We start from the raw sequence: 25,962 nt of genomic DNA, 5'->3' as shown, positions 1-25,962 counted from the left end.
TGAATCAGTACACGTCGCGGCGGTAGCGGCCCTGTTCGATCAGGCGCTCCACTTCGGCGGTGCCCAGCACTTCGTTGAGCACCTGGTCCACGCCCGACGCCATGCCTTGAAGGCTGCCGCAGATGTAGATCACCGCACCGTCCGCCAGCCACTTCTTGAGCTCGGCTGCCGATTCACGCAGGCGATCCTGTACGTAAATCTTTTCGGCCTGGTCGCGGGAAAACGCCAGGTCGAGGCGCGCCAGATCACCATTGATCAGCCACTCCTCCAGCTCCTTTCGGCACAGGTAGTCGTGCTCGCGATGGCGCTCGCCAAACAACAGCCAGTGACGTTGCTGACCATCGGCAATCCGGGCCTTGAGCAGGCTGCGCAACCCGGCCAGCCCCGTGCCATTGCCCAGCAGGATCATCGGCACCGGTTGGGCCGGCAGATGGAAACCACTGTTGCGCCGAACGCGCAAGCTAACGGAGCTGCCCACCGGCGCGTATTCGGTCAACCAGCCGGAGCCGACGCCGAGGTTGCCGTCGGCATGCACTTCCTGGCGCACGATCAATTCCAGTACGCCATCGGCCGGGATCGACGCAATGGAATACTCGCGCATGGCCAACGGCACGAGGGCTTCTGCCAGCGCTTGGGCGTGCAGCCCGACCAGATGGGCGCGGTTCTCCGGCAACTGGCGGCTGGCCAGGGCCTGTTCGAGGGTTTCTTCCAGGCCGTTGAGTTGCACCTTGGTTTCACCGTGGATCCCCAGGCCGTCGAGGAAATGTTCGATGGCCCAAGGGCAATTGCGCGGCATCACTTCCACCAGGTCGCCCGCCAGCCAGCTGCTGGTGGAAGGAGGCTTGAGGCCCAACAAGTACACCGGCGAACCACTGCTGTCCGGGTTGAGCAGTTCACGACGCAGCAGGGTCCAGTTGTCGTAGCTGGGCGCTTGCCAGGTATCCACGGGGGCCTGTCCGGTCAACAGGCCCAGTTGCTGCTGCCAGTGACGCAAGGCATAAGGGTCACCGCTGTCGACCTCCACCGGGGCGAACAGGGTCTTTGCGCCATGTTCGCCCAGCCAGGCGTGCAGGCGTTTGGCGAAACCGCAGAAGTGTTGATACTGCCGGTCGCCCAACCCAAGGACGGCGTAATTCAGGCGTCCCAGGCTCGGTGTCCGATCCAGTACCTTGCGCTCGAACCCGCGGGCGCTGTCCGGTGCTTCGCCGTCGCCGAAGGTGCTGACCACGAACAAGGCATTGTTCGATTCATGCAAGTCCTGCTCGCTGACATCTGCCAAAGGCTGCACTTTCACGGGCAAGCCAGCGGCCTGCAATTGCCCGGCGGTTTGCCATGCCAACTGTTCGGCAAAACCACTTTGGCTGGCGAAGCCGATCAGCCACGCCGGTGCGTCGCTGGCGGTTTGCACGAGATCTTTGCGCGCATCCTTGATCTGGCGTTTTTTGCGCCGACGATCCAGGTACAGCATCCAGCCGGTGACGAAGAACAGCGGCATGGTCAGCGCGGTGAGAGTCAGGATGATGCGCCCGACGATGCCGAAGTAACTGCCGACGTGCAGCGCATAGATGCTAGTCAGCAGCTGCGCCTTGAGGCTCTTGTCGCTGTAGCGATCAACCCGTTTGACCACGCCGGTGGCCGGGTCAAGGGTGATCTGGTTCAGGGCGCGGTCGTGAGGCGAAGTTTTCAGCAGGAAGTAAACGGTCGCTGGTTGGCCGGCCACTGGTGGCATGCGCACGTTATAGGAACTGAGTTGCGGACCGGCCGCGCTGTAGATGCTGCTCCACATCGCCGCGTAATCGGCCGTCGGTGCCGGACCGCTTGGCGCAGGGCCGCGTCCGCCGCGAACGTGTTCGCTCTGCGGTGAGTCGGAGAGCAACCGGGTCAGGCCCTTGTTGTACCACTCGTAGGACCAGGACAACCCGGTCAGTGCCGCTAGGAGGTAAAACACCAGGCACCAGGTGCCGGCCACCGAGTGCAGGTCCCAGTTGAAGCTGCGGCCCTTTTTCTTCCAGTCCAGGGTCAGCCAGGCACGCCAGCTTCTCCACTGGCGAGGCCAGCGCAGGTACAGGCCGGACAGGCAGAAGAACACCAGAATCAGCGTGCACGCGCCGGTGATCTGCCGACCCGTGTCGCCCATGGCGAGGAAGCGGTGCAATTGCAGCATCAGGCCGAAAAAGTCCTGGCCGGTAGCATCGCCGAGGAACTCGGCCGTGTACGGATTGAAGTAACGCATTTCGCCACGGCGTTCACCCGGCGGCGGGGTGAACCACACTTTGGCGGCGTTGCCGCTGTCGGTTTCCACCGTGAGCATCGAGACTTTTTTGCCCGACACGGCTTCGATTCGCTCCACCAGTTCGGCAGGCGGCAGCACACCGGCGACCTGTTTTTCGACCTGCAATACTGAAGGGTTGAGTGTGCTCAGGATTTCATCCTGAAACGACACCGCCGCCCCGGTGATGCCCATCAGGGCCAGGACCAGCCCGGCGCTGATGCCGAAAATCCAGTGCAACTGGAACAGGGTTTTCTTCAACACGTCGCTCGCCTTGTTCGTTCAAATTGATTCACCACGGCGCGCATTATGCCGTGGGGTTGTCGAGAAGCATTCTTTTTTACACACAAAAGCCCCGTTCATGTGGATGAACGGGGCCCGACCCACTGCCAATATCTGTAGGAGCCAGCTTGCTGGCGATGGTCGTCAACGATAACGCGGTAAACCTGATTCACCGCGTCGTTCTCGAGTCTCCCGCGAGCAATCGAGCGTCGACCGGCTGCTCCTACAGTTAGAAGTGGAAGTTGGTGCTCAGCAATGCGGTACGACCGGCCGCCTGGTTGGCGAAGTGAGTCGAGAACGCCTTGTCGTAGTAGGTTTCGTCGGTCAGGTTCTGCACGTTCAGTTGCAGGTCGACGTTTTTGCTCAGCTTGTAGGCTGCCATTGCGTCGTAACGAACGTAGGAATCAACCATGGTGGTGTTGGCAGCACTGCCGAACACGTCATCGACATAGAACGCACCGCCACCGATGGTCAGCCTTGGCGTGACCTGATAGGTCGTCCACAGGCTGGCACTGTTTTTCGGTGTGTTAGGCAGTTCGTTGCCGTTGTTGGCTTTGTTTGCCGGCAGGTCACCACCATCGATTTGCTCGCTGTCCATGTAGGCGTAGCCGGCGAAGACTTGCCATTTGTCGGTGAGCTTGCCGCTGGCCGACAGTTCGATACCTTGAACGCGGGTTTTGCCGACGTTTTCGAAGGTGGTGGTGTTGGTCTGCACACGAGCATTGTCTTTCTCGGTGCGGAAGATATCGGCGGTCAACGACAGGCGATCGTTCAGCAGATCCCACTTGGTGCCGATTTCGTAGTTCTTGGTGGTTTCCGGCTCCATGTCGCTGCTCAGCAGGTTGCCGTTGCGATCCGTAGTGCCATTCTGCGGGTTGGTTTCTACGCCTTCACCGAGGGTGTTGCCCGGTGGGGTGGCGGATGTTGCGTAGGAGGCATAGATGCTGCCGTTTTCCGCTGGCTTGTAGACCACGCCGAACTGGCCAGTGACGAATTCGCTGGTGTCCTTGCCTTTGGCGGCGGTGCCTTTGGTCACGACCGTGGCGCCGGAACCGTCAAAGGTGCGGTAATTGGTGTCGAAGTGGTCGTAACGCAGGCCCATGTTCACCAGCCACTGCTCGGACAATGTCAGGGTGTCGAACACATACAGCGCATAGGTGTTGGCCTTGGTGTCGGTGCCAGCGTAGTTGCGCGAGATGGCGCCGTTCCACGGATCATTCTGGTTCGGGTTGGACAGCGAGGTGCAGTTGTAACCGCTTGGCGCGCCGATCAGGGCCGGCGAGCAGTTGGTGGTCGCTGCTGCCGTTCCCGGGGTGGTGTCCGTGTTGACGTTGTACGAGGATTTTTCACTTTCCTCGTGGGTGTATTCGACACCGGTGGAGAAGCTGTTCTTGAACCCGGCGATGTAGACATCACCAAACAGGTCGGTCTGGTTGGTGGTGGTCTCAGTGTTGCTCACGCGGGTGTTCGCCCGACGCCAGACGCTGCCGTTGTTGACGTTGCCTTTACTGTCGTCAGGCTGGGTCAGGATGTAATCCTGCATGCTGGTGCCGTGACGCAGGGTGTTCTTGATGGTCAGCGAGTCGCTCAGGTCGTGCTCGATGGCGAAGGTCGCCGTGTCGGTGCGGGTCTTGCGGAAGTCGCGGTCGGTCAGGCCATAGAAATTGCTGCTGTCGCCGCCGTCATTCGGCTTGTCCGGGTTGGCCTTGGTACGCGCCGCCGAGCCTCCGGTCGGGATGCTGTACGGAATACCCGAGTCCGGCAGGTCGTTGCTTTCGAGATGGTAGTAGTCGAGGTTGACGCGGGTGTCGGTGCCCAGGCCGAAGGCCAGGGACGGTGCAACACCCCAACGATCGTAGTTGACGCTGTCACGTCCGGCGACGTTGCTCTCGTGGCTCAGCAGGTTCAGACGGCCGGCGGCGGTGTCGGTGAACTGGTAGTTGCCGTCGAAGGTGTAGCGCTGGGTCTGGTCGGAGCCCCAGGTGAAACCACCGTCGAGCGAATCGCCCAGGTGAGCTTTCTTGCTGACCAGGTTGATGCTGCCGCCGGCAGCGCCACGACCGCCGATGGCGGAGTTCGGGCCTTTGCTGACTTCGATCGATTCAACGGCGAAGATCTCGCGGCTCTGGGAACCGGTATCGCGCACTCCGTCCAGGTAGGTGTCGCCCTGGGCGTCGAAGCCGCGGATGAACGGACGGTCGCCCTGGGGGTTGCCACCTTCACCGGCACCGAAGGTGATGCCTGGAACAGTGCGCAGCGCGTCCTGCAAGTTGAGCGAGCCGGTGTCTTTCAGGACCTGTTGCGGAACAACGGTCACCGAGCGCGGCGTGTCGATCAGCGGGGCGGTGTACTTGGGCGAGGAGGCTTTCTCGACGTTGTAGGTTGTCTCGTCCTGGGCTTCGCCGGTGATGGCGGTGGCGCCCAGCGAAATCACATTGTCCGGTGCTTTTTTGTCGGTTTTTTCCGCCGCGAAAACCATGTGGCCCGCAGACCCGGCAGTAATCGCCATGCCGATGGCGGATGCGAGCAGACGTGGTGAACTGACCGGTACTTGTGGTTGTTGACGCGACATTTGAATTCCCCTCCCCAAGGATTTGAGGCCGCGGAATATAGGGTAAATAGGTATTCGTAACAATTGCGAAATATTACTATTCGCACTGAATTTACAATCTTTACAATTTAACCTTACGGTTTCTGCTGACTCATTCGTCAGATGTGTTTTACATAGGCAATAAGAATCAATACCATTGGCTCCCCTTTGTTTTCAGGTGCCTTTGTCATGCTGCTGCACATTCCCGGTCTGTTTGAAAAAGACGAGGTGCAGCGCATTCGCGAGGCTCTGGAACAAGCCGATTGGGCTGATGGCAAGATCACCGCCGGCTACCAGTCGGCGAAGGCCAAGCACAATTTGCAGCTACCTGAAGGGCATCCGCTGGCCAAGGAGATCGGTGCGGCGATGCTGGAACGACTGTGGAAGAATCCGCTGTTCATGTCGGCAGCGTTACCGCACAAAGTCTTTCCTCCGTTGCTGAACTGTTACACCGCCGGTGGCAGTTTCGACTTCCATATCGACAATGCAGTGCGTCAGCCCAAAGGCGGCATCGAGCGGGTACGTACGGATTTGTCTGCCACTCTGTTCTTCAGCGAGCCCGAGGATTACGACGGCGGCGAGCTGGAAATCCAGGACACCTTCGGCACCCAACGGGTGAAGCTGCCAGCCGGCGACATGGTGCTGTACCCCGGCACCAGCCTGCACAAGGTCAACGCGGTGACGCGCGGAACACGACTCGCCTCGTTTTTCTGGACGCAAAGCCTGGTGCGCGAGGACAGCCAGCGTGCCCTGTTGTTCGAGATGGACGGGGCTATTCAGCAACTGACCCGCGATGTGCCCGATCATCCATCGCTGATCCGTCTCACTGGCACGTATCACAACCTTCTGCGTCGCTGGGTCGAGGTGTAAGTGGCGGATTTTCGTTTACGCCGCGAGGAAATGCTCGACAGTGAGCGCCTGCGCTCCATGCTCGACGAAAGCCCGGCCCGCGCTGCCCAGGCCATCCTGATTGCCGCACGTGAAGGTGAGGTAGAGGCCCAGGCCTTGCTCGGGCAGATTCTGCTCGACGGGCAGGGCATCGCGCAGGACCAACCGCTGGCGCTGAGCTGGTTCGGCATCGCCGCGCGCCAGGGGCACCTGATGGCGCGCAACATGCTCGGTCGTTGCCATGAACATGGTTGGGGTTGTGTTGCTGATGCCTTGATTGCGGCGCGGCATTATCGGATCGCAGCTGAAGGAGGGCTGGATTGGGCGATGTACAACTTCGCCAATCTGCTGGCCACCGGGCGCGGTGTAGCCGAGGATCAGGCGCTGGCGCTTAGCTGGTATCGGCGTGCGGCGGACCTTGGCCATGCGAAGTCGATGAACCTGTTGGGGCGCTATCTGGAGGAAGGCCGATTTTGCCAGGCCGACCCGGATGCCGCTTTCGGGTGGTATCGACGTTCTGCCGAGGGTGGAGATTTCCGCGGGCAGTTCAGTTTTGCTGCCGTGTTGGCCTATCAGGGCAAGACCAATGAGGCTGTCCTGTGGCTGCGTCAGGCACTAACGGGTGGCAATCTCAGTTTTTTGCAAGTTTCACATAAAGCTTTGCGCAACGCTGAGCATCCTGATATTCGATCTCTGGCTGAAGCATACTCTCAGCGAATTGATCAACTTCGTAATTGAAGTAACCCGTTGTCGGATCATTGAGAGCGGGTGCGCTGTATTCTTTGCAAATAAATATATAACTGATTTGGTTTGACAGTAATTGGATTGCTGTTTTAGCTTTTGATTACGCGGCATTCTGTCGTATGGCTTAAAAGTCATGATAGGTATTTTATAATTAATGGAGTAATTATGAGCGATGGTGATTTGTGGGAGAAGTCTTTAGATGGTGCGAACTATGAAAAGATTTCTGAGTTTGCAGCCAATGTTCCGAAAGTGTTGAATGATGCTTCGATGGGTGGAGGAGATGGTTCTGGTCGTGATACAGGTCTGATATTAACAAAAAAACAGATTATTGATCTGCGCAAGTATGAGGCGGCAGGCCTGGCACTTCCCTATAAACTGGCGGATGTTGTCAACTATCTGAACTTTGGCGTTGGGGAAGATGGTGGTGCTGGGCTTAGAGTTGATGAATTTTTGGAAACATTTCTCCTGACGCGGAATCATGCAAAGCGCTGGTCGCCGCTGCGAGAGCGGATCATGCTAACGGGCGCAGAATTGAACCTGTTCGGTGCCAGCATGGAGATCTATGGCAATAGCGTCGAAGAACTCTATGAGGACGTTAAGGCTGGCAAAATACTCGATAAATATAATGTCCAAACATTGGCTGAGCTTAAAAAGGTTCAGTTGGATCTGGGTGATAAATTCCCAGGGCTTGAACTTGAGCCGAATACAGTTCTGGAGCTTGGATACTATCTTGGCAAGATCTTCGATAAAGTTAACAGGAATTTGCGAAGTGTCGAAGATATCAAAAAAGACCTTGATTTCTTCGATGGCGATCTGCGCTTGAAGGTTTTGCCCAGTATAAAGCTTAGGGTGGAACTGATTAAAAGGAATCCTTATTCCAGTGAAATTAAAGCGTTAGATGATGCCATTGCTCGTCGTGCAGATCAAATCACAGAAAAAAATGCTCAGTATAAAGCTCTGGTGGAGAAATCATTGGCGGCTGCTGCCGGACTGAATATTTTTGGTCTGGGTATGGCGATCTATTACGGTGTTGAGGCGGAAAAAATAAGGGCTGAGCGTAATAAACTCAATCAAGAACAAGACCGGGATATTGAGCTGATCAGGAATAAAAATCAGACGCTGGGTTCTTTGAGACGAGTGGAGCACGATCTTCAGAGTCTTGATTTCATTGCAGTCGAGGCGGAGGTGGCCACGCGAAATCTCGTATTCGTCTGGAATACGATCTATCGATATATTAAAGAGTCGCAGAGTGTTGTTGCGAGCATTAATGATGCGTTGAGCCTGCGCCAATTCATGACTGCTTTCAGGGAGGTGGTTTCTCCGTGGGTGAAAATTCAACATGATGCCGACGCGCTGATTGGGGTATTCAAGGATGCCGACGAGGAGTACGACCGAGAAGCTGTTAACTCGTCAGAGAAGGTGCTATCCATGCTTAGTATTTCAAATTACCCGCAACTGAATATGAAGTTATTGCAAAAGACCAATGATGCAATGCGAAGCACAGGCGTGGTAGCTGAAGCGCTGTTTATAAAATTTAGTTACTTGCCTGGGGTGTTTGATCAGTTCCAGCGATTGGTGAAAGATACCGATGCTTGCACCGTTACCCTGCGTGAGAACAGCATCAGCAGCAAGGTCGAACTGGATGCCAGAATTCGTCGATTACTCAATCTGCAACAGGAGTTGAACAAGAGTGCGATCGATTCAAAAGAGCATGCAGAGATTGAGGGAGATATAGCGGATGAGCTTGATAAGCCAGTCAGCAGTACTCGCAATGCGGCTGGATTCATCAGCAATAGATTTGCCAACATTAGCGGTGAGTTTAACCGCGGTGAGACGCTAGGATATCTCACCGGATTAAAGTCGGATCAGTCGAGTCTCAGTGAAACCAAAGAGCGCTTGAATGTACGGCTGGCTGAGCGTCAGAAAGAAAAAGAAGTTATCCTGAAGGCAATTAACTTGATAGAAAAGACTGCTATTGAGGATCTCGGGAAGGATGTCAATTTGACGATTGATAAGTTGCAAGGTCTGGGTATGGCACCGCCAGAAGTGCAGGTGGTGAAGTTCGCTATTGAACAGATCAAAAAGTCTATCGGCGATATTGCCAAAGGAGTAACGTTTACTCTTATGATTAAAGAGTACGATGCATTGCAGTCACAAATAAATGATCTTTACAACAAACTCGCGGAGGGAGATCGAAAGAATACTGTCCTGGCGGGGAAAATTGAATTCATTGAAGCGATTCACACGCTGGATGATCAGCGGGTTGAATATGCTTCCGAGTATAAGGGGGCCGATACGGCGTTCAGGAAATTTATCGAGTTTTTAGAGGGTAACCTGCAGGGAGGTGTAGGTGAGCGTTGTGCCAGATTTGTCAGTGAGGCCAGAAGTTTTTCTGCTTTCTTGTCGGTGTCCGAGCGACCGTAAGTTTATAGTTGCTGGATGAATGCGGCCAGTATCCTTTTCTTTAAATGGGTGCTGGTCGAGCCAGTTTGGCCGAAGACGGCTGTATACTTGATCAAGTAGCGATCGATGTATGAATTTTTGCTTGGTCGGCGGTATTTAGACAGGTTGAATGACTATTTGGCATTTCTTAACGTTCTCCCGCAAGCATTGGAGGGTATTAAGGCGTTCTCTGTTAACTGGGCGCGTCAAGGGCATGTGTTGAACGCTTCCCCTGATATTGAACGGTTGATCGTATTGTCTTCATTTGGTCGTGATTGTATTGAACGGTTGGGCGTTACTGTTTCAAGTGCTCGGCACGTGTTAGAAGAGAATTTTGGTGGTGTTTTGATCTTCTTGGAAGAATGTATTGATATTTCCAATCTCACGCCAGAGTCGAAAAGGAGGGGGGTCAGCAATCTGGATTGCCAACAGTTTACTTTTTCAAAACAACAGTTTATATATTTTCCACCCACTGAGGTTCGCGGGTTAACTCATGAGCTTTATCTGCGACTGTTCAAGGTTCGTCAAGAAGTAATAGATCTGAAAATTAGTATGCGAGAGCTAGATGAGGATATTCATACGCTTGTCTCTCGTTTTGTATGCTTTTTGAGTATGAGTGCCTGTAGGTGTCATTCACAGCAGTCTCAGCTTGAGACTGTTTATTCGTCCGGCGTGGGAGTCTTTAGTGGGAAGTTTCTGTGCAGGGCTAGTCACTTGGAATACGTCAATGTTATTCAGGCCAAGCAACATTTGCACCAGATCAGGTTGATGTATGCGGCCGCCAGTTCTGCTATCCATAATTTGAACGATTTTTTCTTTGCCGTGATTCGTCTGCTCGATATGGCGCAGCATGAGTTATTGACTGTGAGATCATCAATGACGTTGTCACAGCTGATTTTGTCTATGACAGAGGCTATGAGCAGGCTTCAGGACGTTATGTCGATGGCAGGAGTGGTCCGTGCAAATAAAAAGCCCATGACATGGCATGGGCTTTATTTGCAGCGAACTGACGTCTTTAAACGTAGAACGACTTCAGCGGCGGAAAGCCATTGAACTCGACGGCGCTGTAACTGGTGGTGTACGCACCAGTCGATAGCCAGTACAGGCGATCACCGATGGCCAGGTTCAGCGGCAGGCCGTACTTGTAGTTTTCGTACATGATGTCGGCGCTGTCGCAGGTCGGGCCGGCGATGACCACTTCTTCCATCTCGCCTTTCTTCTCGGTCCAGATCGGGAATTTGATGGCTTCGTCCATGGTTTCGATCAGGCCGGAGAACTTGCCCACATCCGTGTACACCCAACGCTCTACCGCGGTACGGGATTTACGTGCGACCAGCACCACTTCGCTGACCAGGATGCCGGCGTTGGCGATCAACGAACGGCCTGGCTCGAGGATGATTTCCGGCAGGTCGTCACCGAAGTCTTCCTTCAGGAAGCGAATGATTTCTTCGGCGTAGGTTTCCAGGCTGTTGGTGCGGGTGATGTAGTTGGCCGGGAAGCCGCCGCCCATGTTGATCAGCTTCAGGTGGATGCCGTCTTCTTCCTTCAGACGTTCGAAGATCACTTTGACCTTGGCGATCGCCGCGTCCCAGACGCTGATGTCGCGCTGCTGCGAGCCGACGTGGAACGAGATGCCGTAAGGCACCAGGCCCAGGTCGCGTGCAAGGATCAGCAGGTCCATGGCCATGTCGGTCTGGCAGCCGAATTTGCGCGACAGTGGCCAGTCAGCGGTGGTCGAGCCTTCGGTCAGGATGCGTACATAAACTTTTGCACCCGGGGCGGCCTTGGCGATGTTGCGCAGGTCGGCTTCGGAGTCAGTGGCAAACAGACGCACGCCCTTCTCGTAGAAGTAGCGGATGTCCTTGGACTTCTTGATGGTGTTGCCGTAGCTGATGTGGTCGGCGCTGACGCCGCGATCAAGCACTTTGTCCAGTTCATAGATAGAGGCGATGTCGAAGCTCGAGCCTTTCTCTTTGAGCAGGTCGATGATCTCGACGGCCGGGTTGGCCTTGACCGCGTAGTAGACCTTGGCGAATTCGAAACCGGCGCGCAGGTCGTCATAGGCCTGGCTGATCATCGCGGTGTCGATCACCACGAACGGGGTTTCCTGTTTGTCGGCGAACGCCTTCATTTTCTGAAAGGTTTCACGCGCGAAATAGTCTTCGACCTGGATCGACATACCTGGGAGCTCCTAATGGCAAACGAGTAAAAACAATGGGTGCAAATGAACGTCCTCCGTATCCCCACTTTGGTTCGCCTACTTCCCAAGGCATGTCGCCGAAAGCAAAAAGGCCATGGGAGCGCTGCGCCCTTGGCCTTGCTGTCTCGTCGTCAGTACTTGAGCCGGATGGATCGTTTCCAGCATGGACGTTCGGCGCGAACTTTAGGGCGTGAGGGGCTTGAGATCAACAAAAAATGTCGCGTTTTTGCACTCTTCTGACGCGCGTTACGTGCATGACTCTTTGTAACCGACTCAGATGACAGTCGGATGTTCCCGAAGAATTTTGAAGTGTTAAACATACCTGCACGTTCGACGCTTTTGTGTGCCAAGTCACTGATAACTACGATGGCGTCAAAATCGGCGACGTTGGCTGCGAGAAGGTGAGCTGAGAGGGGGTTTGGCTATTTCAGAAGGTATTTCTGGATAGCTTTTGCAGGCGCTACTGTTGATATTTTTTTCCGGCCTGTGAGTCTCTGAAAAAACGCACAGAACCTGTGGGAGCGAGCTTGCTCGCGATAGCGTAATGTCAGTCAACGACGTTGTTGGCTGTGAAAATGCCATCGCGAGCAAGCTCGCTCCCACAGGTTTTGCATTTTTACCGAGCCATATGAGCTGTCAGGCGACTACGGCTGCTGCGCTCCCGAACAAGAGCAAGGTCGATCAGAGTGACACTAATCGACCGCGAAATACGGGAACGGTCGCCGATCAATAGACATTAAGCCTAAGGCTTACGCTCTTGCGAATGGCTGGGTACTGCTGCGTGGTAACGGTAAATTGAATAATGGTGTTTTGTTGCACATTGTTTAACGTGAATGTCCCGTTCATGTTTCCAGGACCTCGATTGATAGTGGCGCCAGCTGTAGTTGTCGTCCACGCGGAGGTAACGCCTGGAATTTCCCTGCCGTCTTTATCGACGAGTTTTGCCGCGATCACCAATCTGAAGTTTCCCCCTTTTTTGACAAGTTGCGGGTCTGCTAGACCTCCTATGATGATTTGTGTGGGTGGACCAGCCGTGACCTTTGGCTCCACGGAGTTGGCCTCGGGTGTCGGTGTGGCAGGTGATGTCGAATCGTTGGTTTTCATGGGTGACCTCTATAACCTGGTAAGTTTATTTGTGAGAGCGTGTAGCTGTGCTCCCGATTGAGTAGAACTTTTTCCAGGCAATAGCGGACCTATCACTTTTGACGGTCTTTAATATTCGTTTGTTAATGATTGCAAATTTACATAGCACCAGCACTTGACCCTATCTCCGTTTTTCCTCTTGAAGTGGTGATGGGCCAAGCGAAATGGACTATGGAAGATAATCTATCAAGTGAGTGCTACTTCAGCCGGTGAAACAATACTGGTCTTGGCGCCGCGGGAGCGACCGGAGCTCAAGTAAGCCGCAATCGACTCCTGCGTGACCTCGCCAAGAAACACCCGCTCGGCATCCATCACCGGCAGCCACGCCCGATTGAACTCGTACATGCGCGACAGCAGGATGCGCAAATGTTCGTCGTACGCCGCCGTGGCATTGAACTCGCGTTGGTACTGTGCGCAGGTGCCGGTCTGACGGTGCAGGTCACGACGTCGTACATAACCCAGGGCTTTATTCTCGGCACAAGTCACCACCACGTAGCGTCGGTCATGCTCGTCCATCAACTCCAGCGCTTCGGCCACCGGGGTATGCGGGCTGACGGAGGGCGCGTTGTCCGCCGCATCTTCAGCTTTCACCAACAGCAGACGCTTGAGCGTGCTGTCCTGGCCGACGAAGTTGCTGACAAACTCATCCGCCGGATGCGCGAGCAGAGTGTCCGGGTGATCGATCTGCAATAGCTTGCCGGCGCGGAAGATCGCGATCTTGTCGCCGAGCTTGATCGCCTCGTCGATGTCATGGCTGACCATGATCACGGTCTTGTTCAGCGCCCGCTGCATTTCGAAGAATTCGTTCTGGATCATCTCGCGGTTGATCGGGTCGACCGCACCGAAGGGTTCGTCCATCAGCAACAGCGGCGCATCGGCGGCCAGTGCGCGAATCACGCCGATCCGCTGTTGTTGGCCACCGGACAATTCTCGTGGATAACGATGCAGATACTGCTTGGGTTCGAGCTTGATCATGCTCATCAACTCGCGGGCGCGGTCGTGGCATTTCTGCTTGTCCCAGCCGAGCAGTTTCGGCACCACCACGATGTTCTCCTCGATGGTCATGTTCGGGAACAGACCGATCTGCTGGATCACGTAGCCGATGTTGCGACGCAGGGTCACTTCGTCGAGGCCGGTGGTGTCTTCGCCATTGATCAGGATCTTGCCCGAGGTCGGTTTGATCAGGCGGTTGATCATTTTCAGCGTGGTGCTTTTGCCGCAACCCGATGGCCCGAGGAACACGCAGATTTCGCCTTCATTGACGGTCAGGCTTACCGAGTCCACGGCTTTCACATCTTTGCCGTTGCTTTGGAAGGTCTTGCTGAGGTTTTGAAGTTCGATCATTTGAGCAGTCCTTTTGGAGTCAGCGAACGTTGCAGCCATTGCAGAAGCAGGTCAGCGAAGATGGCCAGCACACTGACCAGCACAGCGCCGACAATCAGCATCGACATGTCGCTGCGGCTGATGGAAGCGAGGATGAGTACGCCCAGGCCACCGGCGCCGATGGTGGCGGCGATGGTCATGACGCCGATGTTCATCACCACGGCGGTGCGCACACCGGCGAGGATCACCGGCACGGCGATGGGCAACTCGACCATGCGCAGGCGCTGACCGAAGGTCATGCCGATGCCGCGCGCGGCTTCGCGGATGCCCGGCTCGACGCTGGTCAGGGCCAGGTAGGTGTTACGCATGATCGGCAGCAGCGAATAAAGGAACACGGCCGTGATCGCCGGCATTGGCCCCAGGCCCTGGCCGAACTTGGAATAGAACGGTAGCAGCAAGCCGAACAGGGCAATCGACGGTACGGTCAGCAGCACCGTGGCGCTGGCTTGCAACGGACCGGCGAGGCTCGGAAAACGTGTCATCAGAATGCCCAGCGGCACGCCAACCAGAATCGCCAGGGTCACGGCGACACCGACCAGCGTGATGTGCTGCCAGGTCAAGTGAAGCACTTGTGCCCAGTCGGGATGGGAAAAGGCGTTGAGAAAATTCATAACGTCTGCTCCTCAGTTCAACGGATGCTGGCGCAGGAAATCTGCGGCAACGGATGAAGGGCTTTGGTGATCGACATCAACCCGCGCGTTGAGCTGGCGCATGGTTTCGTCGTCGAACAGGTCCGCCAATGGTTTGAGCTGTTCGGCGAGTTTCGGATGGGCATCGAGGTAGGCCTGGCGGACAACTGGCGCGGCGGTGTAGTCGGGGAAGTAGTGCTTGTCGTCTTCCAGCAACTTGAGCTTGAACGCGCTCAAGCGTCCGTCAGTGGTGTAGACCAGACCCGCAAATACCTGGCCGTTGCGCAGGGCGGTGTAGACGAGGCCGGCGTCCATCTGCCGGATGTTTTTACGGGTCAGGTCCATGTCGTAGCGCTTGACCATGCCAGCCAGACCGTCGGAGCGGTTGGCAAACTCGGTGTCCAGCGCCACCAGCGGATTGTCCTTGGCCTCGGCGCGCAATGTGCGATTGAGGTCGCTGATGGTGTGGACCTGCGGGTACTCGGCGGCGATGTTCGCCGGCAGCGCCAGCGCGTAGGTGTTGCTGAACTTCGACGGCGAGAGCCAGGTCAGGCCTTTCTTCGCGTCCAGCTCGGTGACCCGTGCCAATGACTGCTGGCTGTCGAGTTTTTCCGTGACGTGGTTGTAGGAAACCAGCGATACGCCGGTGTACTCCCAGACCATGTCCAGTTGCCCGCTTTCCTGGGCACTGCGGGCCAGGTTGCTGCCTAATCCACCGGTGACCTGAGCGTCGTAACCTTTGCTACGCAGGTATTGGGCGGTGATCTCCGCCAGCAGGGTCTGTTCTGTGAACACCCGGGCGCCGATGCGGATCAAGGGTTTGTCAGCGGCTTGGGCAAATCCTGCGAACAGCAGGACGCAGCCTAGTAAAAAGCTTGATGTTTTCATGATGATTCCTTTGCCGAGGCTTAAGACGGGCGCAAGCCGCGTTCGAGCCAGAGGCGACTGCCGAGTGTGACCACGCCGTCCAGCAACAAGGCCAGCAACGCGGTGCACGCAGCACCGAGCAGTAGCTGCGGCTGATTGTTCAGGGCAATGCCGGGGAATATCAGGCTGCCGAGACTGTTGGCGCCGATCAGGAACGCCAGCGGCGCCGTTCCGACGTTGATGGCCAATGCCACGCGCACACCACCGATGATGATCGGCACCGCGTTGGGCAACTCGACTTTCCGCAGCACCTGGAGCGGGGTCATGCCGATGCCGACGGCGGCTTCCTTGAGCGAACCCTGAACGTTTTTCAGGCCTTCATAGGTATTGCGCACGATGGGCAGTAGCGAGGCGAGGAACAGGGCGAAGATGGCCGGGCCGCTGCCAATGCCGAGGATACCGAGGGCTATGGCCAGAACGGCGAGGGGCGGAACGGTGTTGCCGATGTTGAAGAACTGCATGAAGCGTTCGGCGCGCCCGACCATGGACGGGCGGCTGAGGAGAATACCGGCAGGAATGCCCACGACAAGGGCGGCCAGCATGGAAGCGAGGACGAGAACCAGATGAGCTTGCAGGTAAAACAACAAATCGTCGCGGTAGTGTTCGATCGTGTTGATGCCGATCCATTGGATCAGCAGGGCCAGAAGGGCGAATACCAGCGCGCCTCCTATCAGCCCTTTGCCATAGTGGATAGCCACAGGCGGACTCCTTTTTTCAGTCGGCGAACACTTTTTCGTGTGGCAACGCCTTGCTTGGCTGCCGAAAAAATGTCGCGATAAGCAGCTCGAACAGGCCGGCAAAGCAGCGTGCAATCGAGCCATGAGCACAGCCTCGTCAGGCCGAATTGCAGGTGTTTCAGGCCCCCGACGAGTGGTCGTAACGGGGGAGTGGACGTCTCCGTGCTTTAAAATGTTCCCATCTGCGGCAGCATTTGGCCACCCCTAATATGCTCAACGGTTCGGTTCTTGGATCAACTTGGGCTATAATCTGCGCCCTTTTTTGAATCACCTGCCAGGCGATTTCCCATGACCAAACAGGCCGCCGAAGTCGCGAAACGCCGCACTTTCGCCATTATTTCCCACCCCGATGCCGGTAAGACCACCATCACCGAGAAGCTCTTGCTGATGGGCAAGGCGATTGCGGTAGCCGGTACGGTGAAATCTCGTAAATCCGATCGCCATGCCACCTCCGACTGGATGGAAATGGAAAAGCAGCGTGGTATCTCCATTACCACGTCGGTCATGCAGTTCCCGTATCGCGAACACATGATCAACCTGCTCGACACCCCGGGCCACGAAGACTTCTCCGAAGATACCTACCGCACCCTGACGGCGGTGGACTCGGCGTTGATGGTGCTCGACGGCGGTAAAGGTGTAGAGCCACGGACCATCGCCCTGATGGACGTCTGCCGTCTGCGTGACACGCCGATCGTCAGCTTCATCAACAAACTCGACCGTGACATCCGCGACCCGATCGAACTGCTCGACGAAATCGAAGCCGTCCTCAAGATCAAGGCCGCGCCGATCACCTGGCCGATTGGTTGCTACCGTGACTTCAAAGGCGTGTATCACCTCGCCGATGACTACATCATCGTGTACACCGCCGGTCACGGCCACGAGCGCACCGAAACCAAGATCATCGAGAAGCTCGACTCCGATGAAGCGCGCGCCCACCTGGGCGACGAGTACGAGCGCTTCATCGAGCAGCTGGAACTGGTGCAGGGCGCCTGTCACGAGTTCAACCAGCAGGAGTTCCTCGACGGTCAACTGACCCCGGTGTTCTTCGGTACGGCACTGGGCAACTTCGGTGTCGACCACGTCCTCGACGCCGTGGTCGATTGGGCTCCGCGCCCACTGGCACGCGTGGCCAACGAGCGCACCGTGGAGCCGGTGGAAGAGAAGTTCTCGGGCTTCATCTTCAAGATCCAGGCGAACATGGACCCGAAACACCGCGACCGTATCGCCTTCATGCGTATCTGCTCCGGCAAGTACGAGAAAGGCATGAAGATGCGCCACGTGCGCACCGGCAAGGACGTGCGTATCGGCGACGCGCTGACCTTCTTCTCCTCCGAACGTGAGCAACTGGAAGAAGCCTTCGCTGGCGACATCATCGGTCTGCACAACCACGGCACCATCCAGATCGGCGACACCTTCACCGAAGGCGAAGTCCTGGGCTTCACCGGTATCCCGCATTTCGCCCCGGAACTGTTCCGCCGCGTACGCCTGAAGGATCCGCTGAAATCCAAGCAACTGCGTCAGGGCCTGCAACAGCTCGCCGAAGAAGGCGCGACCCAGGTGTTCTTCCCGGAGCGCAGCAACGACATCATCCTCGGCGCCGTCGGTGTGCTGCAGTTCGATGTGGTCGCCAGCCGTTTGAAAGAGGAATACAAGGTCGAGTGCTCCTACGAGCCGATCACTGTTTACTCGGCACGCTGGATCGAATGCAGTGACAAGAAGAAGCTTGAGGAATTCTCCAACAAGGCTGTGGAAAACCTGGCACTGGACGGCGGTGGTCACCTGACCTACCTGGCACCTACGCGGGTCAACCTGGCCCTGATGGAAGAGCGCTGGCCGGACGTGAAATTCCGTGCTACCCGTGAGCATCATTAAGCGTTGAGTTGAAATACCCAAAACCCCGTTTGCGAAAGCAGCGGGGTTTTTTATTGCCTGGCGCGTTCTCCTGTGGGAGCAAGCTCGCTCCCACAGGGTTCTTCGGTGTTAGCTGAAACGGGAATAACCCCTATTCCAAACCAATCTCCCAACCCACTGCATTTTCCCCCGCTCGACAGCGTCCAATCTGGAGAACCCGGCTGATCGGAACTAGATTTGACTCAGCGCCAGACAGGCACTCAACGAAAGGAAGGAATCGGCTATGAACAGGTTGTTTCGCGTTTTACTGCTGTTGAAGGTGTTGGTGATGCTCTCGCTCGGGACTTCGATGGCGTGGGCCGAGTGCACCAACCACGGTGAGCAGGCTTCGAGCGGGCAGGCGGGTTATGCGGGGCTGATGCTCGCCAAGTCCGAATCGGAACCGGGAGATCAGGGGCAGGGTGGTGCTGACAACGACGATGACTCGACCACCGACGAGCCGGACTCCGATGAGGAAGAGGGCGACAGCCAGACGTAGTCGCTCGATGGCGGGCAAAAGAAAACCCCTTCTACCTGACTGATGCGCAATCGAGGCGGAAGGGGTCGGGTTAACGCATCAGGATTTTGAGCAACTCAATCCCTGTGGGAGCGGGCTTGCTCGCGAAGGCGTCATTCCAGTCAACATCAATGTCGACTGACAGATCGCTTTCGTCGGAACGCCGCCCGGAGCAAGCCCGCTCCCACATTTTTTATGCCGCGCCGTCGAGGAATTGCTCGGCGTAGTGGCAAGCCACCTGGCGGCCAGCGAGCAGGCGCAGGGCCGGCTCTTCAGTGCTGCAACGCTCGGTGGCATATGGGCAGCGCTTGTGGAAGGCGCAGCCGGACGGTGGGTTCAGCGGGTTGGGCAATTCGCCGACGATCTTGATTTTCGGCTTGTTCGGATCCGGGTGGATGGCCGGCGTCGCCGACAGCAGCGCCTGGGTGTAGGGGTGCAGAGGACGGGAGTAAATGTCCTCTTTCGTGCCCATTTCCACCGGGCGACCGAGGTACATCACCATCACATGGTCGGCAACGTGGCGTACCACCGCCAGGTTGTGGGAGATGAACACGTAGGCGGTGTTGAACTCTTGCTGCAAATCCATGAACAGGTTGAGCACCTGCGCCTGAATCGACACGTCCAGCGCCGAGGTCGGTTCGTCCGCCACCAGCACTTTCGGTTGCAGCATCATCGCCCGGGCCAGGGCGATCCGCTGGCGCTGACCGCCGGAGAACATGTGCGGATAACGCTGGTAGTGCTCGGGCCGCAAGCCCACCTGCTTCATCATCGCCTGGACTTTCTCGCGACGTTCCGCGGCGCTCAGGTTGGTGTTGATCAGCAACGGCTCGGCGAGCTGATCACCGACTTTCTGCCGTGGGTTCAGCGAGGCGTACGGGCTCTGGAACACCATCTGCACGTCTTTGCGCAGTTGTTTGCGCTGGGCCTTGTCGGCGCCGGCAACTTCCTGCCCGGCGATTTTCAAGGAGCCGGAGGACGGCTCTTCGATCAGGGTCAGGGCACGGGCCAGGGTGGATTTGCCGCAACCCGACTCGCCGACGACAGCGAGGGTCTTGCCGGCTTCCAGTTCGAACGACACGCCGTTGAGGGCGCGCACGGTGGCGTGACCCTTGAACAGGCCACGGGACACCTCGTAGTGACGGGTCAGGTCGCGGGCGGTAAGAACGACGGCCATTACGCCACCTCCTGGTTCAGCGGGTAGAAGCAGCGAGCGAGGCTGTTGCTTTTCTGGTCAAGGGCCGGACGTTGTTGACGGCAGTTGTCTTTCACGTACGGGCAGCGCGGCGACAGCAGGCAACCCTGCGGACGGTCGTAGCGACCGGGAACGATGCCCGGCAGGGTCGACAGGCGCGAGGCGCCCAGGCTGTGTTCCGGAATCGCCTTGAGCAGCGCTTCGCTGTACGGGTGCGCCGGGATGTCGAACAGTTGCGGCACCTGACCGACTTCGACCGCTTGGCCTGCGTACATCACGCACACGCGCTGGGCGGTTTCGGCCACGACGGCGAGGTCGTGGGTGATCAGCACCAGGCCCATGTTCTGCTCTTTCTGCAATGCCAGCAGCAGATCCATGATCTGCGCCTGGATGGTTACGTCCAGTGCGGTGGTCGGTTCGTCGGCGATCAGCAGTTTCGGTTCACCAGCAATCGCCATGGCAATCGCGACACGCTGGCTCATACCGCCGGACAGTTGATGCGGGTAGGCGTCCATACGGCTGGCGGCACCCGGGATCTCAACTTTTTCCAGCAGTTCGATGGCGCGCTTGCGGGCCGCCTTGCCGGACATTTTCAGGTGCAGGCGCAGCACTTCTTCGATCTGGAAGCCAACGGTGTAGCTCGGGTTCAGCGCGGTCATCGGATCCTGGAAAACCATGGACAGGTCTTTACCGACGATCTGCCGACGCTGGCGATTGTTGAGCTTGAGCATGTTCTTGCCGTCGAAATTCAGGGCGTCAGCAGTGACGATCCCCGGATGCTCGATCAGGCCCATCAGCGCCATCATGGTCACGGACTTGCCGGAACCCGATTCGCCAACGATGGCCAGCACTTCGCCCTTGTCCACTTGCAGGTCGAGGCCATCGACCACTGGCGTGGCGTTTTTGTCGCCGAAGCGAACGTTGAGATTCTTGATTTCTAACAGTGACATGGGAATCTCCTCAGGCGGCGTTCTTGAGTTTCGGGTCCAGCGCGTCGCGCAGGCCGTCACCCATCAAGTTGATTGCCAGCACGCTGAGCAAAATGGTCAAACCAGGCAGGCTCACGACCCACCAGGCGCGTTCGATGTAGTCGCGAGCCGAAGCCAGCATGGTGCCCCACTCAGGGGTTGGCGGTTGTACGCCAAGGCCGAGGAAGCCCAGTGCGGCGGCATCGAGGATCGCCGAAGAGAAGCTCAGGGTGGCCTGAACGATCAGCGGCGCCATGCAGTTAGGCAGCACGGTAACGAACATCAGGCGCCACAGGCCGGCACCGGCCAGGCGCGCGGCGGTCACGTAGTCGCGGTTCAGCTCGCCCATCACCGCAGCGCGGGTCAGACGAACATAGGACGGCAACGAAACCACGGCGATGGCAATGATGGTGTTGATCAGGCCAGGGCCGAGGATGGCGACAATCGCCACGGCCAGCAGCAGCGACGGCAGGGCCAGCATGATGTCCATCAGACGCATGATGGTCGGGCCGAGAATCCGCGGGTAGAACCCGGCGAACAGGCCCAGGAGAATCCCCGGGATCAGCGACATCACCACCGACGACAAACCGATCAGCAACGACAGGCGCGAACCATTGATCAGACGCGACAGCAGGTCGCGGCCCAGTTCATCGGTGCCGAGCAGGAACTGCAACTGTCCACCTTCCAGCCAGGCTGGCGGGGTCAGCAGGAAATCGCGGTACTGCTCGCTCGGGTCGTGGGGGGCAACCCACGGGGCGAAGATCGCGCAGAAAATCACCAGCAGCATGAACATCAGGCCGGCGACGGCACCTTTGTTCTTGGAGAACGCTTGCCAGAATTCTTTGTACGGTGACGGGTACAGCAGGCTTTGATCGACTGCTACCGATGGAATTGGAGTGGTCATGTTCATGATCTCAGCGCTGATGACGGATGCGTGGGTTGGCAAAGCCGTAGAGGATGTCCACTACGAAGTTGACCACAATCACCAGGCAGGCGATTAACAGGATGCCGTTTTGCACGACGGGGTAATCCCGGGCGCCAATGGCTTCGATCAGCCATTTGCCGATGCCCGGCCACGAGAAGATGGTTTCGGTCAGGACCGCACCGGCCAACAATGTGCCGACTTGCAGGCCAACCACGGTCAGTACCGGAATCAACGCGTTACGCAGACCGTGCACGAACACCACGCGCGACGGCGACAGGCCCTTGGCCTTGGCGGTGCGGATGTAGTCCTCGCGCAGTACTTCGAGCATCGACGAACGGGTCATCCGCGCGATCACCGCCAGCGGGATGGTACCCAGCACGATGGCCGGCAGGATCAGATGGTGCAGGGCGTCGAAGAAGGCGTCCGGCTCGCCGGCCAGCAGGGTGTCAATCAGCATGAAGCCGGTGCGTGGCTCGATGTCGTAGAGCAGGTCGATGCGCCCGGAAACCGGGGTCCAGCCCAGGCTCACCGAGAAGAACATGATCAGGATCAGGCCCCACCAGAAGATCGGCATCGAGTATCCCGCCAGGGAGACACCCATCACCCCATGGTCGAACAGGGATCCTCGCTTGAGTGCCGCGATCACTCCGGCCAAGAGGCCCAGGACACCGGCGAACAACAGCGCGGCCGAGGACAGTTCCAGGGTCGCGGGGAATAGGGAGGTGAACTCGCTCCACACGCTTTCACGGGTTCGCAGGGATTCACCGAGATCGCCGTGGGCCAGTTTGCCGATGTAATCCAGGTACTGGGCATACAGGGGTTTGTTCAGACCTAGGCGTTCCATTGCCTGAGCGTGCATTTCCGGGTCGACTCTGCGTTCGCCCATCATGACTTCCACGGGGTCGCCAGGGATCATGCGAATCAACGCGAAAGTCAGCAAAGTGATGCCGAAAAACGTGGGGATCAGTAACCCCAGTCGGCGGGCAATAAAACTAAACATCGTGTGTTGTACCTCATCAGCCGGTTAGGCGTGCCCGGCATGCCTGGGTCAGGAATGCCGGGAGTTTTCTTATTACTTCACCTGGGTGGTGGCGAAGTTATTGGTGGTGAGTGGGCTAATGTTGTAGCCCTCTACGTTGTTGCGCATTGCGGTAAACATTCTAGTGTGTGCCATGCTGATCCACGGCTGGTCCTGGTTAAAAATAACCTGGGCCTGTTCGTAGAGCGCTGCGCGCTCGGCCGGGTCGGTTTTTTCGCGAGCCTGGTCGATCAGGGCCTGGAACTTGTCATTGCACCAGCGTGCGTAGTTTTCGCCGTTCTTGGCCGCCTCACAACTGAGCATAGGCGTCAGGAAGTTATCCGGATCGCCGTTATCGCCCGCCCATCCGGCGGAAACCATGTCGTGCTCGCCGTTTTTCGCGCGCTTGAGCATTTCGCCCCATTCCATCACGCGAATGTCGATCTTGATCCCGACCTTGGCCAGGTCGGCCTGCATCATCTGCGCGCCGAGCATCGGGTTCGGGTTGGTCGGACCGCCACCATTACGGGTGAACAGGGTGAAGGTGGTGCCTTCCGGTACGCCGGCTTCCTTGAGCAGGGCGCGAGCCTTGTCCAGGTCATGGGTCGGGTTCTTCAGGCTGTGGTTGTAGCCCAGCAGGGTGTCCGGGTACGGATTGACCGCAGCGGTTGCATTGCCTTTACCGAACAACGCATTGACGTATGCCTCTTTGTCGAAGGCGATGTCGATGGCTTTGCGCACCCGCACGTCACTCATGTACTTGTGGGTGGTGTTCATGGCGATGTACGAAACGGTCATCGCGTTTAGTTCATCGACTTTCAGCTTGTCGTCTTTCTTGATGCTCGGAATGTCATCCGGTTTCGGATACAGCGCGACCTGGCATTCGTTGGCCTTCAACTTCTGCAGGCGCACGTTGTTGTCGGTGGCGATGGCCAGGATCAGCGAGTCTGCCGGTGGCTTGCCACGGAAGTACTCCGGGTTGGCCTTGAAGCGAACCTGGGCGTCCTTGTTGTAGCGCTGGAAGACGAACGGACCGGTGCCAACTGGCTTGTTGTTGAGGTCGGCGGTCTTGTTGGTCTTGAGCAGCTGGTCGGCATACTCGGCGGAATAGATCGAGGAGAACGCCATGGCGATGTCGGCCAGGAACGGTGCTTCGCGACGGGTCAGGGTGAACTTGACCGTGTTGTCATCGACTTTCTCGACGCTCTTGAGCAGTTCCTTGAAGCCCATGCTTTCAAAGTACGGGAAGCCCACGCTCGACAGTTTGTGCCATGGATGATTCGGGTCCAGTTGGCGCTGGAAGCTCCAGACCACGTCGTCGGCATTCATGTCGCGGGTCGGCTTGAAGTAGTCGGTGGTGTGGAACTTGACGCCTTTACGCAGATGGAACGTGTAGCTCAGGCCGTCTTCGCTGATGTCCCAGGAGTCGGCCAGTGCCGGAATCACGTCGGTGGTACCGGGCTTGAAGTCTGCCAGGCGATTGAAGATGGTTTCGGCCACGGCATCGGCGGTGACTGCAGTCGTGTACTGGACCATGTCGAAGCCTTCAGGGCTGGCTTCCGTGCAAACCACCAGGGGTTTGGCCGAAACGCCGACAGCGACACTGAGCAACGCGGCCGCGATGGCCGCACGTAGGGGAAGCATTTTCATCAAGAACCCTCTGCAATCAGTTAAAGGACAAAAGTCTAACGGCCGATTCGTCATTGAATCAGCCGTCAGGCGCGCGCATTACAGGATGTTGAACGGAACCGTGGTCACGAGACGGAACTCGTTGATGCTGCCGTCAGCCTGGTTTTCGCTGGCACGGTGAGCGGTGTAGGTGCCGCGGATCGTGGTGGCCTTGAGCGGGCCGCTCTGCACGGCGTAGGTCGCGCCGATGCCGTATTCATAGTGGTGTTCGCCATCCTGGGACTGGATGCCGTCGTAACCCTTGCCTGCCACGCCGCCGTTGCCGGTGTAGTGAGTACCGTCGATACCCCAGCCGCGAGCCTGGTAGATGTTGAACTTCAGGCCTGGCACGCCGTATTCGGCCATGTTCAGACCGTAGGCAACCTGGAACGATTTTTCGTTCGGGCCGTTGAAGTCCGACAGCAGGGAGTTGGCCAGGTAGATGCCGTTGGTTTCGTGCAGGTAGTCGAAGTACTCGTTACCGTTCACTTCCTGGTACGAGAAGGTCAGGGTGTGGGCTTGGTGGGTCAGGCCGAACGACAGCGAGTAGGTGTCGTTGTCGATATCGCCGATCAGGGCTTTACCGGTTTCCTTGGTTTTGTAGTAGTTCAGGCCGGTGGTCAGGCTCAGTACCTGGCTATCGCCCAGTACGTGGGAGGCGCCGAAGTAGTACTGGTTCCAGATGTCTTCAGCCTGGGTCGCCCAGAGGCTGGTGGTCAGGCTGGCGAGCGGGTTGTAGGTGATACCGCCGGTGTAGACGTGGTCGGTTTCGACGATGCCGTTGGCGTATTCGGTGCGGAATTTGCGCTGGCTTTCTTCGGTACGCGGTGAGTTGCGGTCGAAGGTGGCCAGGTCGAAGGCCAGGTTGTTCAGCTCTTCGCTGTGGATGGCCACGCCCTGGAAGCTCGAAGGCAGCGCACGGTTACCGATCACGTCGACCATCGGGCTGCTGAAGTTCATGCGGCCGGCGGTCAGGGTGCTGTTGGAGATACGGGCCTTGACGTTGGCCAGGCCCAGTTTGCTCCACTGGCCTTGAGCGTCGCCGCCTTCCTTGGTCAGGGTACGGTTGTTGCCCGCGCCTGGACGAGAGCCCGGCGCGCCACCGTTGTTGGACGCCAGGTCTTTGCGGTCCCGGTCCAGGGCAACGGCGTTGTAGGCGGCGACTTCAGTACTGAAACCGACAGTGCCTTCGGTGAAGCCCGAGTTGTACTTGAGGATGGTGCCCTGGACCCAGTTGATCCGGCGATCGGTCGGGGTCGAAACGCCGTCCTTCTTGTAGGCGAACTTGGCGCCGCGTTGCAATTGCTCGTTGGCGTACCAGTTACGCGTGGTGCCGGTGATCGACTGGCCTTCGACAAAGCCGGTGGCTTCGCTTTGGGCGCTTTTCTCGTTCACGGTAACCGGGGTGAAAGCCTGGCTTTGGGTTTCTGCGTAAGCCGTGGCGGTTACGCTGCTTATGGCCAAGGCCAATAACGCGGTGCTGCTCAGTTTCATGGGTAAAGCTCCTTACTTTCTTTTTTTATGCCGGTCTTTTTTTGTGATCCGGCTAT

20 protein-coding genes are annotated in these 25,962 nt (G+C 57.5%); 6 read left to right on the top strand and 14 right to left on the bottom strand.

Going from position 1 to position 25,962, the window contains the following annotated elements:
- Nucleotides 1-4: 4 nt before the first annotated feature.
- Both AC1DVE_RS13965 and AC1DVE_RS13960 read right to left on the bottom strand, forming a co-directional pair.
- Nucleotides 5-2,533, bottom strand: a complete 2,529-nt coding sequence (locus AC1DVE_RS13965) for a PepSY domain-containing protein (RefSeq protein ID WP_223534471.1) — start codon at nt 2,531-2,533, stop codon at nt 5-7.
- 247 nt (nt 2,534-2,780) lie between these two features.
- A complete protein-coding gene (locus AC1DVE_RS13960) occupies nt 2,781-5,123 on the bottom strand; it encodes a TonB-dependent receptor (RefSeq protein WP_223454143.1) in 2,343 nt (780 codons plus the stop codon).
- 207 nt (nt 5,124-5,330) lie between these two features.
- Here AC1DVE_RS13960 and AC1DVE_RS13955 point away from each other — a divergent pair, with 207 nt between their 5' ends.
- The 4 genes from AC1DVE_RS13955 (at nt 5,331) to AC1DVE_RS13940 (ending at nt 10,268) form a co-directional block, all read left to right on the top strand.
- Nucleotides 5,331-6,011 carry a Fe2+-dependent dioxygenase gene (locus tag AC1DVE_RS13955; RefSeq protein ID WP_223448123.1) on the top strand — a complete coding sequence of 227 codons (681 nt, stop codon included), beginning with the start codon at nt 5,331-5,333 and terminating at the stop codon, nt 6,009-6,011.
- Complete coding sequence (locus tag AC1DVE_RS13950; protein ID WP_317848684.1) at nt 6,012-6,767, top strand: tetratricopeptide repeat protein; 756 nt, start codon at nt 6,012-6,014, stop codon at nt 6,765-6,767. It abuts the gene before it with no gap.
- 171 nt (nt 6,768-6,938) lie between these two features.
- Nucleotides 6,939-9,197 carry an alpha-xenorhabdolysin family binary toxin subunit A gene (locus tag AC1DVE_RS13945; RefSeq protein WP_223534467.1) on the top strand — a complete coding sequence of 753 codons (2,259 nt, stop codon included), beginning with the start codon at nt 6,939-6,941 and terminating at the stop codon, nt 9,195-9,197.
- A gap of 105 nt (nt 9,198-9,302) precedes the next feature.
- The gene (locus AC1DVE_RS13940) at nt 9,303-10,268 is read left to right on the top strand and encodes a hypothetical protein (protein WP_477783989.1); all 966 of its coding nucleotides are present in this window, start codon (nt 9,303-9,305) and stop codon (nt 10,266-10,268) included.
- On the opposite strand, the gene AC1DVE_RS13935 is transcribed toward AC1DVE_RS13940, so the two are convergent.
- From AC1DVE_RS13935 to AC1DVE_RS13910, 6 genes are all read right to left on the bottom strand, one after another.
- Complete coding sequence (locus AC1DVE_RS13935) at nt 10,231-11,394, bottom strand: type III PLP-dependent enzyme (RefSeq protein WP_095942382.1); 1,164 nt, start codon at nt 11,392-11,394, stop codon at nt 10,231-10,233. The genes AC1DVE_RS13940 and AC1DVE_RS13935 overlap by 38 nt on opposite strands.
- Before the next feature lie 747 nt (nt 11,395-12,141).
- Nucleotides 12,142-12,519: a hypothetical protein gene (locus AC1DVE_RS13930; RefSeq protein ID WP_477783988.1), complete on the bottom strand. Its 378-nt coding sequence runs from the start codon at nt 12,517-12,519 to the stop codon at nt 12,142-12,144.
- 225 nt (nt 12,520-12,744) lie between these two features.
- Nucleotides 12,745-13,902 carry an osmoprotectant ABC transporter ATP-binding protein OsmV gene (locus AC1DVE_RS13925; RefSeq protein WP_223534452.1) on the bottom strand — a complete coding sequence of 386 codons (1,158 nt, stop codon included), beginning with the start codon at nt 13,900-13,902 and terminating at the stop codon, nt 12,745-12,747.
- On the bottom strand, nt 13,899-14,552 hold the full coding sequence (locus AC1DVE_RS13920) for an ABC transporter permease (RefSeq protein WP_223533527.1): 654 nt from the start codon (nt 14,550-14,552) through the stop codon (nt 13,899-13,901). The genes AC1DVE_RS13925 and AC1DVE_RS13920 overlap by 4 nt, the downstream gene beginning before the upstream one ends.
- 12 nt (nt 14,553-14,564) lie before the next feature.
- Nucleotides 14,565-15,458 (bottom strand): glycine betaine ABC transporter substrate-binding protein, encoded by an 894-nt coding sequence (locus AC1DVE_RS13915; RefSeq protein WP_223454132.1) that lies wholly within the window; start codon nt 15,456-15,458, stop codon nt 14,565-14,567.
- Nucleotides 15,459-15,478: 20 nt separating this feature from the next.
- Nucleotides 15,479-16,195, bottom strand: coding sequence for an ABC transporter permease (locus AC1DVE_RS13910; RefSeq protein ID WP_223454130.1), 717 nt, complete (start codon nt 16,193-16,195; stop codon nt 15,479-15,481).
- 327 nt (nt 16,196-16,522) lie between these two features.
- Here AC1DVE_RS13910 and AC1DVE_RS13905 point away from each other — a divergent pair, with 327 nt between their 5' ends.
- Nucleotides 16,523-18,106 carry a peptide chain release factor 3 gene (locus tag AC1DVE_RS13905; protein ID WP_033040112.1) on the top strand — a complete coding sequence of 528 codons (1,584 nt, stop codon included), beginning with the start codon at nt 16,523-16,525 and terminating at the stop codon, nt 18,104-18,106.
- Between the two features lie 262 nt (nt 18,107-18,368).
- Complete coding sequence (locus AC1DVE_RS13900; protein WP_223454129.1) at nt 18,369-18,623, top strand: hypothetical protein; 255 nt, start codon at nt 18,369-18,371, stop codon at nt 18,621-18,623.
- A 211-nt stretch (nt 18,624-18,834) separates the two neighbouring features.
- On the opposite strand, the gene AC1DVE_RS13895 is transcribed toward AC1DVE_RS13900, so the two are convergent.
- The 6 genes from AC1DVE_RS13895 to AC1DVE_RS13870 form a co-directional block, all read right to left on the bottom strand.
- On the bottom strand, nt 18,835-19,815 hold the full coding sequence (locus AC1DVE_RS13895; protein WP_046043945.1) for a peptide ABC transporter ATP-binding protein: 981 nt from the start codon (nt 19,813-19,815) through the stop codon (nt 18,835-18,837).
- The gene (locus AC1DVE_RS13890) at nt 19,815-20,783 is read right to left on the bottom strand and encodes an ABC transporter ATP-binding protein (RefSeq protein WP_057716450.1); all 969 of its coding nucleotides are present in this window, start codon (nt 20,781-20,783) and stop codon (nt 19,815-19,817) included. The genes AC1DVE_RS13895 and AC1DVE_RS13890 overlap by 1 nt, the downstream gene beginning before the upstream one ends.
- A 10-nt stretch (nt 20,784-20,793) precedes the next feature.
- The gene (locus AC1DVE_RS13885; protein WP_223454127.1) at nt 20,794-21,705 is read right to left on the bottom strand and encodes an ABC transporter permease subunit; all 912 of its coding nucleotides are present in this window, start codon (nt 21,703-21,705) and stop codon (nt 20,794-20,796) included.
- Nucleotides 21,706-21,715: 10 nt separating this feature from the next.
- Nucleotides 21,716-22,726 carry an ABC transporter permease subunit gene (locus tag AC1DVE_RS13880; RefSeq protein ID WP_223454125.1) on the bottom strand — a complete coding sequence of 337 codons (1,011 nt, stop codon included), beginning with the start codon at nt 22,724-22,726 and terminating at the stop codon, nt 21,716-21,718.
- Nucleotides 22,727-22,798: 72 nt separating this feature from the next.
- Nucleotides 22,799-24,394, bottom strand: a complete 1,596-nt coding sequence (locus tag AC1DVE_RS13875) for an ABC transporter substrate-binding protein (RefSeq protein ID WP_223454123.1) — start codon at nt 24,392-24,394, stop codon at nt 22,799-22,801.
- Nucleotides 24,395-24,472: 78 nt separating this feature from the next.
- A complete protein-coding gene (locus AC1DVE_RS13870; protein WP_223454122.1) occupies nt 24,473-25,906 on the bottom strand; it encodes an OprD family porin in 1,434 nt (477 codons plus the stop codon).
- Between the last annotated feature and the right edge of the window lie 56 nt (nt 25,907-25,962).

The sequence above is a fragment of the Pseudomonas sp. P4_B4 genome, from assembly GCF_056402255.1.
The sequence above is the reverse complement of the archived record's forward strand: the minus strand, read 5'-3'. Positions and strand labels throughout refer to the sequence as shown.